Annotated in this window: 10 protein-coding genes and 1 other annotated feature; of the genes, 9 read left to right on the top strand and 1 reads right to left on the bottom strand. The window is 34.8% G+C overall.

Annotation, left to right across the window (positions count from 1 at the left end; genetic code table 11):
- Positions 1-297: 297 nt before the first annotated feature.
- The 7 genes from H8707_RS03420 to pulA all read left to right on the top strand — a co-directional run bounded on the left by H8707_RS03420 (position 298) and on the right by pulA (position 12,933).
- Positions 298-2,136, top strand: coding sequence for an ATP-binding protein (locus H8707_RS03420; protein ID WP_262428754.1), 1,839 nt, complete (start codon positions 298-300; stop codon positions 2,134-2,136).
- A 335-nt stretch (positions 2,137-2,471) separates the two neighbouring features.
- Positions 2,472-4,346, top strand: a complete 1,875-nt coding sequence (gene glgB, locus H8707_RS03425) for a 1,4-alpha-glucan branching protein GlgB (RefSeq protein ID WP_262428755.1) — start codon at positions 2,472-2,474, stop codon at positions 4,344-4,346.
- Positions 4,343-5,479, top strand: a complete 1,137-nt coding sequence (locus H8707_RS03430; RefSeq protein ID WP_262428756.1) for a glucose-1-phosphate adenylyltransferase — start codon at positions 4,343-4,345, stop codon at positions 5,477-5,479. The genes glgB and H8707_RS03430 overlap by 4 nt, the downstream gene beginning before the upstream one ends.
- Before the next feature lie 13 nt (positions 5,480-5,492).
- On the top strand, positions 5,493-6,614 hold the full coding sequence (gene glgD / locus H8707_RS03435; RefSeq protein ID WP_262428757.1) for a glucose-1-phosphate adenylyltransferase subunit GlgD: 1,122 nt from the start codon (positions 5,493-5,495) through the stop codon (positions 6,612-6,614).
- Between the two features lie 5 nt (positions 6,615-6,619).
- Positions 6,620-8,050 carry a glycogen synthase GlgA gene (gene glgA / locus H8707_RS03440; protein WP_262428758.1) on the top strand — a complete coding sequence of 477 codons (1,431 nt, stop codon included), beginning with the start codon at positions 6,620-6,622 and terminating at the stop codon, positions 8,048-8,050.
- 15 nt (positions 8,051-8,065) lie between these two features.
- Complete coding sequence (locus tag H8707_RS03445) at positions 8,066-10,489, top strand: glycogen/starch/alpha-glucan phosphorylase (protein ID WP_262428759.1); 2,424 nt, start codon at positions 8,066-8,068, stop codon at positions 10,487-10,489.
- A gap of 506 nt (positions 10,490-10,995) precedes the next feature.
- Positions 10,996-12,933: a type I pullulanase gene (gene pulA / locus H8707_RS03450; protein ID WP_262428760.1), complete on the top strand. Its 1,938-nt coding sequence runs from the start codon at positions 10,996-10,998 to the stop codon at positions 12,931-12,933.
- Positions 12,934-12,968: 35 nt separating this feature from the next.
- Here pulA and H8707_RS03455 read toward each other — a convergent pair whose 3' ends face one another.
- On the bottom strand, positions 12,969-13,994 hold the full coding sequence (locus tag H8707_RS03455) for a 3D domain-containing protein (RefSeq protein WP_262428761.1): 1,026 nt from the start codon (positions 13,992-13,994) through the stop codon (positions 12,969-12,971).
- An 821-nt stretch (positions 13,995-14,815) separates the two neighbouring features.
- Positions 14,816-15,045: a binding site (T-box leader), on the top strand.
- Between the two features lie 363 nt (positions 15,046-15,408).
- Here H8707_RS03455 and metG point away from each other — a divergent pair.
- Positions 15,409-17,373 carry a methionine--tRNA ligase gene (gene metG, locus H8707_RS03460; RefSeq protein WP_262428762.1) on the top strand — a complete coding sequence of 655 codons (1,965 nt, stop codon included), beginning with the start codon at positions 15,409-15,411 and terminating at the stop codon, positions 17,371-17,373.
- A gap of 10 nt (positions 17,374-17,383) precedes the next feature.
- The gene (locus H8707_RS03465; protein ID WP_262428763.1) at positions 17,384-18,154 is read left to right on the top strand and encodes a TatD family hydrolase; all 771 of its coding nucleotides are present in this window, start codon (positions 17,384-17,386) and stop codon (positions 18,152-18,154) included.
- Positions 18,155-18,320: the final 166 nt, after the last annotated feature.

The raw sequence follows: 18,320 nt of genomic DNA on the forward strand, positions 1-18,320 counted from the left end.
AACATTTTGCTGTGGCATCCTTTTAAGTGCAGTTACCAAAAGTTGCTTAATGAATTTGCCTCTAAAGCCAGAAATGTTCTATAAGTAAACACTGTTTAATGCAGTATTATTTCCGCAGGATGTCATCTTGAGTGTAGCAGTATAAACTTTACTACCGAAGGATCTCCGGTTTTAGAGACCCGTAAACTCGACCCTAACAAATTGTGCATTGCCGTGTGCCCGACAGTAGAAATTTCCAAGGTTATACCTTGTGAAATTTCACTGAGTGGGGATGAATTGAAAACGAGGTGTTTATTTATGAAAGTAGTAGGCATTACAACACAGCAGGAAGTATTTATAGGTTCCAAAGAAAGGAACTTTAGAATAAATGAATTTTTAATCATAAAGGATAATTTCCAGGGAAATTTATTGGGAGAAGTTGTCGAAGCAAAGACATATAATAGGTATATACCTCTAAATATTTATGGGGATTTTGTCGACAACAGCGTATTAGAATCCCTCAAAGCATTAGGATATAATGTAGACGAGGATACCATCTTTATAGCAAAGGTAAGATTATTGAATGAAGCCCTCTATCCGGTACAAACAGGCTCGGATGTTAGATTGCCGAGTTTTCACGAAGTAAAAGATTTGATGATAAATGCCGGAAAAGAAGAAGGGCTGGTATTGGGTGTTATCAGAAATACGGATGATATGGCAACTGATATGGATGAAGATTTGAAGGATATTCTATATACATTTGAAGAAGGAGAACTCAAACCTCAGAGGGAAATACCATTTATATTGGATATTAAATCAATGCATCAATATCCTCATATAGGCGTGTTCGGAGGATCGGGTTCGGGGAAATCCTTTGGACTAAGGGTTTTGCTGGAAGAGCTGATGTTAAAAAACATCCCGACTATTGTATTGGATCCGCATTATGAAATGGATTTTAGCAATATAGCCGGTTATATCAAAGACGATTCAGTTGATTTTGACGGAAAATTTAAATGCCTTCAAATCGGGGTCCACGTGGGCGTGCGATTTGAAGACATATCAGCACAAGATTTAAAAAACCTTTTAGACGCAGCAAGCAAATTAACTGATGCAATGATAAACGTTGTAGATGTATTGTTTAAGAAAAGGGACTCCTATATGAGCTTTTCAAATAGATTGCAAATGCTGTCAGAGGCACAGGAAGAAGGCTCAATTGCTAATATTCAGATGAGAATAGATACTGCAAATAGCGGGGAAGAAAGAAAAGCATGGCAGGAGAGAAAGGCTCTATATGAAATATATGATAAGAACTGCCCAAACAGCTCAGTAAGGGGTATATCCTGGAGACTGAGAAGACTTGGGAATGAAGGTGTTTTTTCCAAGGATATCAGAGAAATTGAAGAAGGCTTAAATAACGGCAAGTTGATAGTCATTCAAGGCAGTACAAGAATATTACAGGTATTTAGCACTTACCTTTTAAATCACCTCTATCATAAAAGAAGGGACTATAAGGATGCATTGTATAAAAAGACAACGGCTGAATATTTTCCTCCGTTTATTATTGTAACGGATGAGGCCCACAATTTTGCTCCAAAGGCTTTTGAATCCCCATCAAAATCCATAATAAAGGAAATATCACAAGAAGGTAGAAAATATGGTGTATTTCTCATATTGGCTACACAAAGGCCTACATTATTGGATGAAACTATAACAGCTCAATTAAATACAAAATTTATATTTAGAACTGTAAGAGCTTCTGATATTCAGACCATAAAGGAAGAAACAGATCTTACATTTGAAGAATCCAAAAGGCTTCCGTATTTGAGAACGGGAGATGTATTTATTTCATCAGCTTCTGTAGGAAGGACAATCTATGCAAGGATTAGAGCTGCTAGCTCCTCAAGCCCTTATACTGAAAACCCATTTGACGAATTGTGGAAAAAGTCCAAAGAAGAAGATGAGAAATTCTTAAACATCATCATGAAGAAACTGCCTGTAAATGATACAGAACTCATTCATGTAATTGCAGATATAGAAAAAACGGATAAGATTACATTTACAATGGATGGATTAGAAGAAAAATTAAATCAATTGGTAGAAAAAAACTATATAAAGAAGGAAGAAACCATTTTTGGGTATAGATATAAAAAGATATAATTTTGAATTGAATTAAGGGAAACAAGAGATCCTTCGTTACACTCACCCTTAGACTACAAAGGGTACACGGCAAGATGACACCAGCAGTGATTTTGGGTCTATAAGGGCAGTATAATCAATGCTTGCGTCATTCTGAACGCCAGTGAAGAATCCCATAGCATTTAGAATATATCAATAAATCGGAGATCCTTCGATAGTTAAGTTAATCCTGCCCAGCTCACCCTTAGACTACAAAGGGTACACGGCAGGACGACCCAAGGGTCGATTGTGAACTGTGAATTAAGTTTTGCATTGTGAATTTTGAATTGTGAATTTTCCAAGGTGGTGTGATAGAAATGGAGATTTTTTATATAGAAGATGGACAATTAGATGCTTATTTATTTCATGAGGGAACATATTATAAATCCTATGAATTTTTAGGTGCCCACAAAATAGACGATGGAGTTCGTTTTGTAGTATGGGCGCCCAATGCTCTGGAAGTCTATCTTATGGGAGATTTTAATTCATGGGAGGAAAACGATTTACCGTTTAAAAAAATTGAAAATAGCGGACTGTGGAATATATGCATCAGCAATATAAAGGAATATGATTCATATAAATATAGGATAATTTCTAAAGACAAGAAGGAACTTATAAAGTCTGACCCTTATGCCTTTCATGCTGAAACAAGGCCAAATACAGCATCAAAATATTATGATATTAAAGGTTTTAAATGGACTGATAATAAATGGATTAAAAACAAATCGGAAAGCTATCATAAGCCCGTATCCATATACGAAGTCAATTTGATGTCTTGGAAAAGGAAAGAGGACAATAGTCCATATTCTTATAGAGAACTAGCAGATGAACTCGTCTCATATGTTAAAGAAATGAATTACACCCATATAGAATTAATGCCAATAATGGAACATCCCCATGATGGCTCTTGGGGATACCAGATTACGGGGTATTTTGCACCAACAAGCCGATTTGGAACGCCAAAAGATTTTATGTACTTTGTAAATAAATGTCACAATAGCGGGATAGGTGTAATCCTGGATTGGGTTCCTGTACATTTTTGCAAGAACGATTATGGATTAATAAAATTTGACGGTACAAACTGTTTTGAATCGGAAAATAAAAGATTAGCGGAAAATGAGCAATGGGGAACGCTAAATTTCGATTTTTCCAAGCCTGAAGTTTTAAGTTTTTTAATTTCCAATGCACTATATTGGCATGATTATTACCATATAGACGGTCTAAGAGTTGATGCAGTTGCATATATGTTATATTTAGACTTCGGCGGAAAGAAATTAAAAAACAAATATGGGGGAAGAGAAAATTTAGACGGAATTGAATTTATTAAGAAATTGAATATGGAAGTTTTTAAAAATTACCCTTATACAATGATGATTGCGGAGGAGTCTACAGCATGGCCACTGGTCACTCAGCCAATAGATAAAGGAGGGCTCGGATTCAATTTCAAATGGAATATGGGATGGATGAATGACATGTTGAAATATATGGAGCTAGATCCCTATTTCAGAAAAGGAAGTCAGAAGGCGTTAACATTTTCCATTACATATGCCTTTTCAGAAAATTATGTTTTGCCATTGAGCCATGATGAGGTGGTTCACGGGAAGAAATCATTGCTTAATAAGATGCCCGGAAGCTACGAGGAGAAATTCTCGAACTTAAGGCTATTGTACCTATATATGTATGCGCATCCGGGAAAGAAGCTTGTCTTTATGGGCGGAGAATTTGGGCAATTTATTGAATGGAACGAATGGCAGGGACTTGATTATTTTCTACTGGATTATGAAATGCACAAAAAGATGCAAATATTTGTAAAGGAATTGAATAAACTTTATAAAAGGGAGAGTTGTCTATATGAAGAGGATACATCCTACGATGGGTTTGAATGGATAGAACATACCAATCATCAGGAAAGCATAATAGCATTTGAAAGAATCGATTCTCACGGAGACAAGTTAATTGCCGTATTCAACTTCACACCTATAGAGAGAAAATCCTACCCCATAGGGGTTACAGAAGAAGGAACATTCAAAACGCTCATTAACAGTAACCATAAAAGATACGGAGGCAAAATAAAGCGAGTAAAATCGTATAAATCCACAAATGAACCTATGCACGGAAGGAAGTATTCAATAAGAGTGGATTTACCATCGTTAGGCGGATTATATCTAAAATTAAGGAGGGATGACCAATGATTGAAAACAAAGTAGTAGCCATGCTGTTGGCAGGGGGACAAGGTTCAAGACTTAAGGCTTTAACCAGGAAAGTAGCAAAACCCGCTGTACCTTTTGGCGGCAAATATAGGATAATTGACTTTGCCTTAAGCAATGCTGCAAACTCAGGGATATCGGACATTGGAATTCTTACACAATATAAGCCTTATTTATTAAATACACACATAGGAATTGGTTCGTCTTGGGATTTTGACAGAAATGTAGGAGGGTTGCGCATACTTCCGCCATTTACATCAGAGGATGGCGGACGGTGGTATACGGGCACTGCAAATGCAATATATGAAAATATCGACTTTATAGACGAATTGAATCCGCAATACGTTTTAATTTTATCAGGAGACCATATTTACAAGATGAATTACAATGATCTACTGGATTATCACAAGGAGAAGAAAGCAGATGTAACCATTGCAGTATTGGAAGTTCCATGGGGCGAGGCATCTCGATTTGGGATAATAAATGTGGATGAAGACATAAGAATTGTAGAATTTGAAGAAAAACCTTCAAAGCCAAAAAACAATATGGCGTCTATGGGCATTTATATGTTCAATTGGACTGAACTTAGAAAGTATTTGATAAAAGACAATAAGGATGATCAGTCTGATCACGACTTTGGAAAAAATATATTGCCTAAAATGTTAGAAGACAAAAAGAAAATGTATGCATGGAGTTTTAATGGATATTGGAAGGATGTAGGCACTGTTAGGAGCTATTGGGAAGCAAATATGGATTTATTAGATGATAAAAATACACTAAACCTTTATGATAGAGATTGGAGAATATATACACGAAATAAAAATCTCCCGCCTCAATACATACAAAGAGGAGCAATAGTCAACAATTCTATGGTCAATGAAGGCTGTTATATAGAAGGAGAACTCAATAACAGTATCCTATTTAACGAAATAGTAGTTGAGAAAGGGGCAGTAATCAATAACTCGGTCATACTTCCAAATTGTACAATAAAATCAGGAGCTGAAATCAATAATGCAGTCGTATTAGAAAAGACAACAGTTGATGGGGATCAAAATATCGGAGAACTAGATGATGGAAATATATATCTGGTATCAAATAAGAAGATCCCGGTAGAATAAGGGGGGGAAAATGATGGAAAGGTGCCTAGGCATAATAAGCGTCGGTGATGGAGAGAACAATTTTGGTTTACTTTGCAAAAACCGCCCATCATATATGTTGCCTTTTGGTGGGAGGTATAGACTTATAGATTTTACAATTTCCAATATGGTAAATCATGGAATAAGGACGATAGCAGTTTATACAGGTGAAAAGATCAGATCCACAATGGATCATCTGGGAGAGGGCAAGCCTTGGGATTTAAACAGAAGGTTAAATGGACTGTTTATTTTTCCTCCAATATATGATGGTCATAGCACATCACCGGGTGATTTAGTACAATTTTATAGTACAATGGAATTTTTTGACCAAAGGAGAGAAGAATACGTATTTATCAATCATCCGAATATTATTGGCAAAGTGGATTTGGATGATGCCTTTAAGCATTTCATAAATTCAGGAGCAGATATTACATTAATTTACAAAAAACAAGAAGATCCTTCAGGAATGTTGATAAATTGTGACAAAATCCATATCGATAAAGATGGAGAGCTGATAAATATTGGATTGAATTTAGCGACAGAAAGGGAATTCAATCATTTTCTGGGAATGGGGTTTATGAAAAAAGATGTTTTTATAAAAATAATTAAGGAGTCAATGGAATCAGGCAACGCCGGATTTTTAAAAGACGCAATGCTAAAATCCAAATATAAATATAAAATCAATACCTTTGAATTTGATGGTCACGTGGAGACCATAAATAATTTAAAATCCTTTTATGATGCAAATTTGAATCTGCTTAATAGAGAAATTTTTAATGAACTATTCTATGAAGGCGGACATATATTGACAAAGTCAAAAGATGAGCCGTCAACATTCTATACAGAATCTTCAAAGGTGCAAAATTCATTAATAGCAAATGGCTGTATAATTGAAGGGAACGTGGAAAATTCTATAATATTTAGAGGTGTAAAAATAGGAAAAGGTGCAATAGTAAAAAATTCCATAGTAATGCAAAAATCTGAAATATTGGACAATGCAATTGCAGTAAATGCAATTTTAGATAAACAAGCTTCCATTGGAAAAGGGATGAGAATTATAGGAAGCAGTGTAATGCCTTACGTTGTAGAAAAATACCAGAAGATTGGAAAGGATTGATCTCTATGAAGATTCTATATGCTGCTGCAGAAGTAGCTCCTTTTGCGAAAACAGGTGGTCTCGCAGATGTAGCCGGTTCATTGCCAAAGGCTATAAAGATAAAAAAACATGATATAAGAGTAGTAATGCCCCTGTATTCAAGCATTAGTGAAGAATATAAATCGAAGATGAAAAGAGAAAAAGAAATCTATGTTGATTTAGGGTGGAGAATACAATATGCAGGAGTTCTATCTATGAAAAATGAAGGAGTAATCCATTATTTCATAGACAATGAATATTATTTTAAAAGAGATGGTATTTATGGAGAATACGATGACGGAGAAAGATTTATCTTCTTTACAAAAGCAGCAGCATTGCTTCTTAAAGAATTAAAATTCAAAGCTGATATAGTTCATTGCAATGATTGGCATACAGGACTTCTGCCGTTATACATAAAAGATTTTGCAAAAGGCGATATATATTATAAAAATATGAAAACCGTATTTACAATACACAATTTAAAATACCAAGGTATATTTGAACCGTCCATTTTAGAAGAAATAGCTGGCTTATCAAGAGAATATTATAACGATGACGGCCTTAAATTTTATGACAAAATCAATTTAATGAAGGCGGGCATTGTATATTCTGATGTTTTAACCACTGTCTCAAAAACATATGCAGAAGAAATTAAATATGAATACTTTGGTGAAAATTTAGATGATATTATAAGAAAAAATGAGCACAAATTAGTTGGGATAGTAAATGGAATAGATTATGATATATACAACCCCGAAAAGGATAAAAACATACCCTGCAATTATAATTACAAATCAATAGAAAAAAAGAAGCTAAACAAACAGGAAATGCAAAAGCTATATAACCTTCCGGTAAGAGACGTTCCATTACTTGCAATGGTTTCCCGTTTAGTTGCCATGAAGGGTATAGATTTGGTGAGACATATATTAGATGAACTGTTGCAAGAAGATATACAATTTGTCATTCTCGGTACGGGAGATAAAGAATATGAGGATATGTTTGAATTTTTCCGCAGCAAATATCCGGAAAAATTAGCCTCAAGAATTTATTTCAATATAAAGGAATCTCATTTGATATATGCAGGTGCAGATTTATTTATCATGCCGTCGATGGCAGAACCTTGCGGGATTTCCCAGCTAATATCCCTACGATATGGGACATTGCCGATAGTAAGGGAAACCGGAGGGCTTAAAGACACAGTAATTCCATATAATGAATATACTGGAGAGGGAAATGGATTCAGCTTCAAAAACTTCAATGCACATGAACTGCTGAATTGTATAAAGGATGCATTAAATCTGTATAAAGACAGTGAAAAATGGCTTGGACTCATTGAGCAAGCAATGGATTCAAAAAATGATTGGGAGAAATCTTCCGAACAATATGTAGCAATGTATGAGAAACTAATAAAACAATAGAGGTGGAATTCTCAAATGACAAAAGAATTATTTTTGGAAGAATTGCAAAAAGCATTATACCAAGTATCGGGAAAAGATATAAAGGATGCAAGTGATAGGGAATTATATATAGGCTTGGGAACGCTTTTGAAAGAAAATATAGGGAAGAATTTCTCTGGTAGAAACAAGCTGTATAGAGATGAACATGTTAAGCAAGTATTTTATCTTTCCATGGAATTTCTGACAGGAACCTTTACAAAGAAAAATTTACAATATCTTGGCTTATATGATATAGCCAAGGAAGCATTTGCGGAACTCAACAGACCTTTAGAGAAAATTCTGGATGAAGAGGAAGATCCGGGGCTTGGGAATGGAGGATTAGGAAGGCTGGCAGTAGCGTTTTTAGATTCGTTGGCTTCATTGAAAATGCCCGGGCATGGCTATGGTTTAAGATATGAGAAAGGTCTGTTCAAGCAGGTAATCTACGAGAATAAGCAATTGGAACTGCCGGATGATTGGGTGCATAATGCAAACATTTGGGAGTTTAAGCGGGAAGATGAAAGCTATGAAGTGCAAATAGGCGGGCGTATAGACATCTCCGGATTCAGGAACAAACTTATATTCACACATGTTGACTATGACCGGGTAAAGGCAGTTCCCTATGATATACCAATGCTGGGATATAAAAACAATGCAGTAAATTATTTGAGATTATGGTCTGCAGAATCCTATGAAGATATAGACTTCAGAGAATTTGCCAAAGGCAATTTTCAAGCATCCTTTAAGAATATCATCAAGGCTAAGACTATAACCCAATTTCTTTACCCCGAAGATTCCAATATAGAGGGAAAGAAGTTGAGGCTTAAACAGGAATATTTTCTTGTTTCAGCCAGTATACAAGACCTCGTTAAGAAATATAAAGATGAAGGCCTGCCCTTAGCTGACTTTTATAAATACAGGGTCATCCATATAAACGATACCCATCCGGTTTTGGCTATACCTGAACTTATGAGAGTGCTTATAGATGAAAACTACATGGAATGGGAGGACGCTTGGGAAATTACTACAAAGACCTTTGGATTTACCAATCATACAATACTATCGGAGGCTATGGAGCGATGGAATATAGATTTATTTAAAGAAATTCTCCCCAGAATTTGGATGATTATAGAGGAAATCAATCATAGATATATCTATTTTCTAAAAAATGAAAAGGGAATTGCAGAGGGAGAAATGCTGGATAAACTTTCAATAATATCAGATGGTCAGGTTAGAATGGTAAACTTGGCAATAGCTGGGTCATTTAGCGTAAATGGAGTCGCAGAACTTCATACCAATATACTCAAAGAAAAGGTTTTAAACGATTTTTATAATGTGTATCCGGAGAAATTTAACAATAAGACAAATGGCATAGTTCATAGGAGATGGCTCCTTAATGCCAATTCGGAGTTAAGCAGTTTCATACAGAAATTAATAGGCGATGAGTTCATTTCAAACCCATTGGCTTTAGAGGGGCTGTTACAATATACTGATGACAGCAATGTGCTTAAAGAACTTGCAAATATCAAACATCATAACAAGGAGAGATTGGTCAAATATGTATATGATACTCAAGGGATAAAGTTAAGTCCATATTCAATATTTGATATTCATATAAAGAGGATACATGAGTACAAGAGACAGCTTTTAAATATACTTCATATTATGTATCTATATGAAAGATTAAAACAAAATCCAAATCTGGATATAGTTCCAAGAACGTTTATCTTTGGAGGAAAGGCAGCTCCCGGATATCATACTGCAAAGGAAGTCATTAGGTTAATAAACTCGGTTGCAAATGTTATAAACAGTGATTTAACGATTAAGGATAAATTGAAAGTAGTATTTATTGAAAATTACAATATTTCCAATGCAGAAATACTGTTCCCTGCAGCAGATATTAGTGAGCAAATTTCCACAACTACCAAGGAAGCTTCAGGCACAGGCAATATGAAGTTTATGATGAATGGTGCCATTACCTTAGCAACATTGGACGGAGCCAATGTAGAGATATCCGGAGAAGTAGGAGAAGACAACATCATAATCTTCGGGTTAAAAAGTCATGAAGTATATGAGTATTATGAAAATGGAAACTACAATGCACTTGATATATATAATAGTGATAAGGAATTAAAATCCGTGGTGGATAAATTAATATCTAAAGACTCTATAACGGGATATGAAACCTTTGGAGAATTGTATGATTTATTGACTAAATACAATGATACCTATTTTGTGTTAAAAGACTTCGATAGCTATAGATTAGCCCATGAGAGGATAAATGATTTATATAGAGATTTTCATAGATGGAACAGAATGTCCCTTATAAATATTGCTAAATCGGGCATCTTCTCATCGGATAATACAATCAAGAAGTATGCTGAGGAAATCTGGAACATTAAACCAATAGGTAATAGGTAAAAGGGTTGTCATTCGTAGGGGCAGGATGACTCTATCCGCCCGCTGGAATCTCCGATTTTACACCGAAGGTGTCATTCTGAACGCCAGTGAAGAATCCCATATTAGTATTTAGTAAAAAGGTAGTAGAGATCCTTCGTTTTACTCAGGATGACACCAGCAGTAATTTAGGGTTTATAAGAACAGTATAATCAATGCTCGCGTCATTCTGAACGCCAGTGAAGAATCCCATATTAGTATTTAGTAAAAAGGTAGTGAGATCCTTCGTTTTACTCAGGATGACACCAGCAGTAATTTAGGGTTTATAAGAACAGTATAATCAATGCTCGCGTCATTCTGAACGCCAGTGAAGAATCCCATATTAGTATTTAGTAAAAAGGTAGTGAGATCCTTCGTTTTACTCACCTTTAATGGTCTTTATTATTAACTCTTAGTTCTTAGTCCTTCACTATTTTTTCAATTGTGAATTGTGAATTGTGAATTGTGAATTGTCTTTCGAGGTGATTATATTGCAATATGATAAATTTCCAATTACAAATAAAAAACTGGGAATCACATATACTCCGCAACAGACAACATTTAGAATATGGTCTCCCCTAAGAGAAAAAATTGAGCTGTTAATCTATCCTGATGCCAGTTCCATAAGAAGAAGATCCTATCAGATGATTAAATATGAAGATGGAGTCCACGAGACAACCATTGAAGGTGATTTAAAGGATTACTTCTATACGTATTTAATAAAAGGCAAATGGGAAGTAACCGACCCTTATTCAATAGCTTGTTCTATCAATTCAATTCGTTCATCAATAATCAATTTAAGAGATACTAATCCTGAAGGCTGGGATACACCCTTTATACCTTCGAATAATGCAAATTGTGATGCTATAATATATGAAGTTCATATAAAGGACTTTACAGTACATCCTTCCTCCAAAGTTAAGCATGGGGGCAAATATTTAGGATTTATTGAAGATAAAATGCTCAATCATCTAAAGGGTTTGGGAGTAACCCATATTCATTTAATGCCCATATTTGATTTTATAACAGTCCGTGAGGATAAGGAATTTTTTTTAAATGAGGATAACTACAGCTGGGGTTATGACCCTGAACTTTATAATGTCCCCGAAGGCTCTTATTCCACTGATTCAAGTAATCCCATATGTAGAATAAAAGAATTGAAGATGCTTATTATGGAATTACATAAATCGGGATTTAAGGTGATTATGGACGTAGTATATAATCACACATATAGAAATTATAATTCCAATCTCAATATTATTATGCCGGGATATTATTATAGAAGTTATGAGGATGGCAGGTTTAGTAACGGTTCCGGTTGTGGCAATGAATTAGCAACAGAAAGACCTATGGTTCAAAAATTTATAATTGATTCCTTAAAATATTGGATTTCAGAATATAAGATAGATGGGTTTAGATTTGATTTGATGGCGCTCATTGATATAGATACTATCAAAGAAGCAATCATCCAATTAAAAGAAATAAATCCCCATATTTTCATATACGGAGAACCTTGGATAGGAGGCAATACATCTCTTCCGGAAGATTTACAGACTACTAAAGGAAAACAAAAGAATCTCCCCTTTGCATTTTTCAATGATGATTTTAGAAATGCCATAAAAGGGGACAACGATGGGGAAGAAAAAGGATTTATACAAGGGAATCAGGACTTAAAAGTGCAGGTTGAAACGGGAATAACAGGCTCCATATGCTATGATGATGTACATAATGGATTCACAGAAAACCCTTGTGAATCCATTAATTATATAAATTCACATGATAATTTAATAATTACAGATAAAATAGCTAATGTATTTCCAAGTTTGGACAATGAGGGCATAAAGAGATTTAGCAAATTGGCATTTAGTATTTTGTTTACATCTCAAGGTATTCCGCTTATTCATGCAGGCAATGAGTTTTTGAGAAGTAAAAACATGATACACAATTCATACAATTCACCACTAAGTATAAACGCAATTGATTGGGCATTAAAAGAGAAGAATATGGATTTCTATAATTATTTTAAAGACTTGATTAGATTGAGAAAATCCTATAGAGAATTTAGATTAGAAAAAGCGGAAGATATAAGAAATAAACTTAAATTTATAGATCATCCCAAAAATTTCGGTATCATAGCCTACACTATTTTTATTGAAGAAGGCAAATACTTTTTGATAATACACAACGCAAATCGGCATAACTTATATATTTCCATAATTTCCGTTAAAAGCCACTTGAAAGATAAATATGGATATTCATTTACTGAGCTCAAACTGACACCTATATTTGATGTAGACGGGTTGGTAGATGAAAATATTGAAATGAAAAATGAAAATGAATATGAATATGAAAATGAAATAGAAGTGCCATACCTGTGTACGGTAGTGTATGAAATCCATGCGCCGGCAAACTTTAAATCGTTAATCTAAAAAGATTCCCTAAAGGGAACCTTTTTAGTGAAAACTTAGTTTAATATATAAACCTTTACTTTTCTTCTTCCAAAATTATAAACATCATTAGAGGATTCAAAGAACAAATCTATTTTTTTGCCCTTTATAGCTCCTCCAGTGTCTTCTGCTATAGCAAAACCATAATCTTTAGTCTTATCCAGGGATTGAACATAAAGTCTTGTTCCTAAGGGTATTATTCTTGGGTCAACAGCTACGACCCCGGGTCTTACTTTTGTACCAGAAGCAGTAAGACCATAATACCTATCCCCTTGATTTTTTCCTGTACTCTCAAAGGATAAATCATATGCAGTTGCTGTCATGACCATGGCATTTCTATATCTCGTATTACCCCTTGATGTAACGATGAAATCCTTAGAACCCTTTTGAGTTATCTGCGGTATAGGCTCGGTAATTATTTCATCCTTTAATATAACAGATGCAGTAAGAACATTATTTATATACTTCTTTTTAATATATGATCTTTTTAGTCCATCTTTACCTTCTTGGACAATTTGTGTAACGCCAACATCCAATTTATTATTTTTTTCTACGTGTTTTTCAAATGGAATAATAGTATCTTCCACATCTTCAACTTCCCTCACTCGATACAATTCAATTGTGGAGTTGGGCTGAACTTCAGAAGATAATTCAGGATAGGTATAATCCTCACCTTCTAATCTTACACCTATGTCCTTAAGTACATCCCCAACATTAGTATGAGTAGAAGTTATATCCGCCAACATTCCTCCTTCATCAATTATATAATGTTTAGGATTCTTTATAGTAATTTCTTTGTTGTCCCGTAACTTTGCATCTAATGGAACACTAATATATGCTCCATCTCTTATCGGTATTGATTCAGATTCAATGAAATCCTCAACAGTCTTAGCATAAGATACCTTTTCGATAATCTTACCATCCAAGTCTAGTGTAACTTCATTTCCCTGGTACGAGAATACGCCTAAAGATATTGTAACTGATATAGCTAGGATCATAAGGGCTCTGAATTTACGCGCCTTCTTGATCATGCTACTTTCCATAAATTGTTCCTCCTTAAATTACGCTACAAAAATAATTAACAATAAATACCATAAAATTGTAACTATTTTGTAACTATTTGTGACTATTTTAGTATTCTATACGATTAATTTATGTTTGTCAAATTTTTGCTTATATTTACGCAATATTCAAACAATTCTCATATGTCAATACGTCGAATCTTTTCTTTTAAATCTATGCAGGATGTCATTCGTAGGGGTGATGATCCTATCCGCCTGCTAAAGCCCCTTCTCCTTTAAAGTATCAAAAGTTCTCCCTCAACCAAAGGCAGTATAATCATTGCAGGAGTCATTCTGAACGCAGTGAAGAATCCCTGTTAAAGGCCCTAAGGCTTGACCCCAACAACTCTTCACTCTTCACTATTTTTTAATTGTGAATTGTGAATTGTGCATTGTGAATTGAATTAAGTTGTGAACTGTGAATTGTGAATTGTGAATTGAATTAAGTTGTGCATTGTGAATTGTTACTATCCTTTCCAAGTTCTTGCTAAAATATTCCTCTAATGTTTGTCCACTGTCAGTTTTCTCAAACAGAATGTGAAATTAATTTCCCATCATTGGATAAAGTATAAATTATTACCTACAGAGGATAAAACTTCACAAATAAATCGAACAACCTATATATTATCCAATTCTATTAAAGAGGACATAAAATTATTACAACAAATTTTCTGTTCTTCACTCTTCACTGTTTTTTAATTGTGAATTGTGAATTGAATTAAGTTGTGAATTGTGCATTGACATCTTGACTTTAATCAAATATATTGGTATATTATAAATTAAATTGATTATTCTAAATAGATATAAAAATATTGATGGGAAGAGTAGAAAAATCCTTTATCCAAAAGAGAGCCGGAGAAGGTGAGAACCGGTGGGTAAAACTTTTCGAAGATGGTCTCTGAATTTTATAGCTGAAATCTATTAGGCTATAACGGCGCAGTCGTTACACTGTAAGGTTGTTAACCTATTGAGGACTAAATCGAGAGATTTAGTTAAATTAGAGTGGTATCACGGATAGCCCTTCGTCTCTATTATATGGAGACTGAAGGGCTTTTAATTGTGTATTTGCATTGTATAAAGGCAGTATAATCATTGCTCGTGTCATTCTGAACGCTAGTGAAGAATCCTTGTTAAAGACCCCAAGGCTTGACCCAGCAACTCGTCACTCTTAGTTCTTCACTCTTAACTATCTTTAAAACCGGAGATCCTTCGAAAGCAGTGCTTATACTGCCCAGCTCAGGACGACCCAAGGGTCGATTGTGAATTGTGAATTGTGAATTGCCGTGTGCCCAACAGTAGAAATATCCCAAATCTTGATTTTGTGATATTTCACTGAGTGGGTATGAATTGAATTAAATTGTGAATTTTGAATTGATCAAGAAAGGAATGATAAAAAATGAAGAAATACTATTTAACAACCCCGATTTATTATCCAAGTGACAATCTACACATTGGACACACCTATACAACAGTAGCAGCGGATACATTAAAAAGATTCAAAAAACTGTTAGGCTATGATGTATTCTTTACCACAGGTACGGACGAACACGGACAAAAAATACAGGAAAAGGCAAAAGAAAACAATACTACTCCTAAAGCATATGTAGATTCAATAGTAGCAGACATCAAGGAATTGTGGAAAATGTTAGAGATTGACTATGACGCATTCATAAGAAGCACCGACCCCCATCACGAAAGGTGCGTCCAAGATATCTTTACAAAATTATATGAAAAGGGAGAAATCTACAAATCAAAATATAAAGGACATTATTGCACACCATGTGAGGCTTTTTGGTCAGAATCCCAATTAGTTGACGGAAAATGTCCGGATTGCGGCAGACCGACTCATATTGCAGAAGAAGAAGCATATTTTTTCAAACTATCAAAATATCGTGACAGACTTTTAAAACTATATGAGGACAATCCAGACTTTATACAACCGGAATCAAGAAAAAATGAAATGATCAACAATTTTCTAAAAGAGGGACTTGAAGACTTGTGCGTAACGAGAACCAGCTTTGATTGGGGAATAAAGGTTCCATTTGATGAAAAGCATGTAGTTTATGTATGGATTGATGCTTTATCCTGCTATTTAACAGCTCTTGGCTATGGCACAGACGATGAAAGTAATTTTGAAAAATACTGGCCGGCAGATGTTCATCTGGTTGGAAAAGAAATTGTGAGATTTCATACCATCATTTGGCCTGCACTATTGATGGCATTGGATATAGAACTACCTAAAAAAGTATTTGGGCATGGATGGATACTATTTGACGATGACAAAATGTCAAAATCAAAAGGCAATATAATATATCCGGAACCAATTATTGAACTCTATGGCATAGATGCCTTTAAGTATTTTCTATTAAGAGAATTTTCCTTTGGTCAAGACGGTACATTTACAAGAGAAAAGTTTTTGCAAAGACTAAATTCAGATTTAGCCAATGACCTAGGAAATTTAGTAAGCAGAACAATATCCATGGTAGAAAAATATAATGATGGCATCATACCTGCACCCGGAATTGAAGAGGAAATTGACGATTCATTGAAAGAATTGGCAATCGGTGTGGCTGACAAAGTAGAAGCATTTGTAGACAAATTGAATTTCTCACAAGCAATAGAGGAGATTTGGAAACTTGTCAGAAGGTCCAACAAATATGTAGATGAAACTATGCCTTGGATTTTAGCCAGAGAAGGAAATACAGAGAGATTGAATACAGTTTTATATAATTTGTCAGAATCATTGAGACTCATTTCCATACTCATTAAACCTTTTATGGATAAAACCTCATCTGAAATACGCAGGCAATTGGGACTAAAGGACGAGGTCAAATGGGCTGACGCTTTAACTTGGGGATTATTAAAACCGGAAACAAAGACAGAAAAAGGGCAAATAATATTCCCTAGATTGGATATAGACAAGGAATTGGTAAAACTAAATGATGCTAATCAAAAATTGATAGATGAAAGATCAAATAAGAAAAAGAAGGATGAAAAAGAGGAAGAAAAGCAAACTAATACTAATAATGTGGAAGAATATATAACTATTGATGATTTTGAAAAAATTCAGTTAAAACTTGGTAAAATAATCGATTGTGAAAACCATCCAAAGGCTGATAAATTGTTGGTGCTTAAAATAAAAATCGGCGAAGAAACTCGTACTGTTGTATCAGGGATTAGAAAATGGTACAATCCGGAGGATTTAATAGGCAAAAATGTAGTAGTTGCATATAATCTTAAACCTGTTAAATTGAGGGGAATTGAATCAAAGGGTATGATATTAGCCGCTCAAGACAGCACCGGTAACTTAAGCCTATTAACGACATTAGAAGAACTTGAGGATGGAGCAAGTATATCTTAGGAGTGAAAATATGTTTATAGATAGTCATGCACATTTAGATGACAATAGATTTGATGCGGATAGAGATTTGTTGATTAGAGATTTAAAGACCAATGGGATAGACATAGTTGTCAATATAGGAGCTGACCTTGAGAGTAGTATAAACTCTGTAGAGCTATCAAAACGGCATGAGAATATTTATGCATCAGTGGGGATTCATCCCCACTCTGCAGATGAGATGAACGATAATACACTTAGAAAAATAAGAGAGTTGGCTCAAAATGAAAAAGTGGTTGCCATTGGGGAAATAGGATTGGATTATTACTATGATAATTCTCCAAGGGATATCCAAAGGGAATGTTTTAAACAGCAATTGGAATTGGCGAAAGAAGTGAATTTACCGGTAGTGATTCATTCCAGAGAAGCATCACAGGAAACCTTCGACATCATACAAGAGGCACAGGACGTAAGACTTAGGGGGGTAATGCATTGTTACTCGGGCAGTGTGGAGATGGCGGAAGAATATATTAATAAATTGGGATTTTATATTTCTATAGGTGGACCTGTTACCTTTAAAAATTCCAGAATAGTAAAAGAAGTGGTGAAGTCCATTCCATTGGACAAATTGTTGATTGAAACCGACTGTCCCTATCTCACACCGGAACCTTATAGAGGAAAAAGAAATGAACCCATGTTTGTAAAATATACTGCACTTGAGATAGCAAAACTTAGAGAGATAACGGTAGAACAATTAGCAGAGGCAACCAGCAGGAACGCAAAGGCACTTTTTAATATTGAATAAACGGTCACTATAAGAGATCCTTCGTTTGTACTCAGGATGACATCAGTAGTAAATTCGGGTCAATGAATGCAGAATAATTCCTGCTTGTGTCATTCTGAACGCTAGTGAAGAATCCCATGTTAGTATGTATTAAAGAGATAGTAGAGATCCTTCGTTTGCACTCAGG

The organism is Paratissierella segnis (assembly GCF_014385195.1).
Taxonomy (GTDB): Bacteria; Bacillota; Clostridia; order Tissierellales; family Tissierellaceae; genus Paratissierella; species Paratissierella segnis.

Coding starts and splice junctions, on each gene's coding strand:
- H8707_RS03420 (WP_262428754.1), top strand. CDS start 298: ATGAAAGTAGTAGGCATTACAACACAGCAGGAAGTATTTATAGGTTCC.
- glgB (WP_262428755.1), top strand. CDS start 2,472: ATGGAGATTTTTTATATAGAAGATGGACAATTAGATGCTTATTTATTT.
- H8707_RS03430 (WP_262428756.1), top strand. CDS start 4,343: ATGATTGAAAACAAAGTAGTAGCCATGCTGTTGGCAGGGGGACAAGGT.
- glgD (WP_262428757.1), top strand. CDS start 5,493: ATGGAAAGGTGCCTAGGCATAATAAGCGTCGGTGATGGAGAGAACAAT.
- glgA (WP_262428758.1), top strand. CDS start 6,620: ATGAAGATTCTATATGCTGCTGCAGAAGTAGCTCCTTTTGCGAAAACA.
- H8707_RS03445 (WP_262428759.1), top strand. CDS start 8,066: ATGACAAAAGAATTATTTTTGGAAGAATTGCAAAAAGCATTATACCAA.
- H8707_RS03455 (WP_262428761.1), bottom strand. CDS start 13,994: ATGGAAAGTAGCATGATCAAGAAGGCGCGTAAATTCAGAGCCCTTATG.
- metG (WP_262428762.1), top strand. CDS start 15,409: ATGAAGAAATACTATTTAACAACCCCGATTTATTATCCAAGTGACAAT.
- H8707_RS03465 (WP_262428763.1), top strand. CDS start 17,384: ATGTTTATAGATAGTCATGCACATTTAGATGACAATAGATTTGATGCG.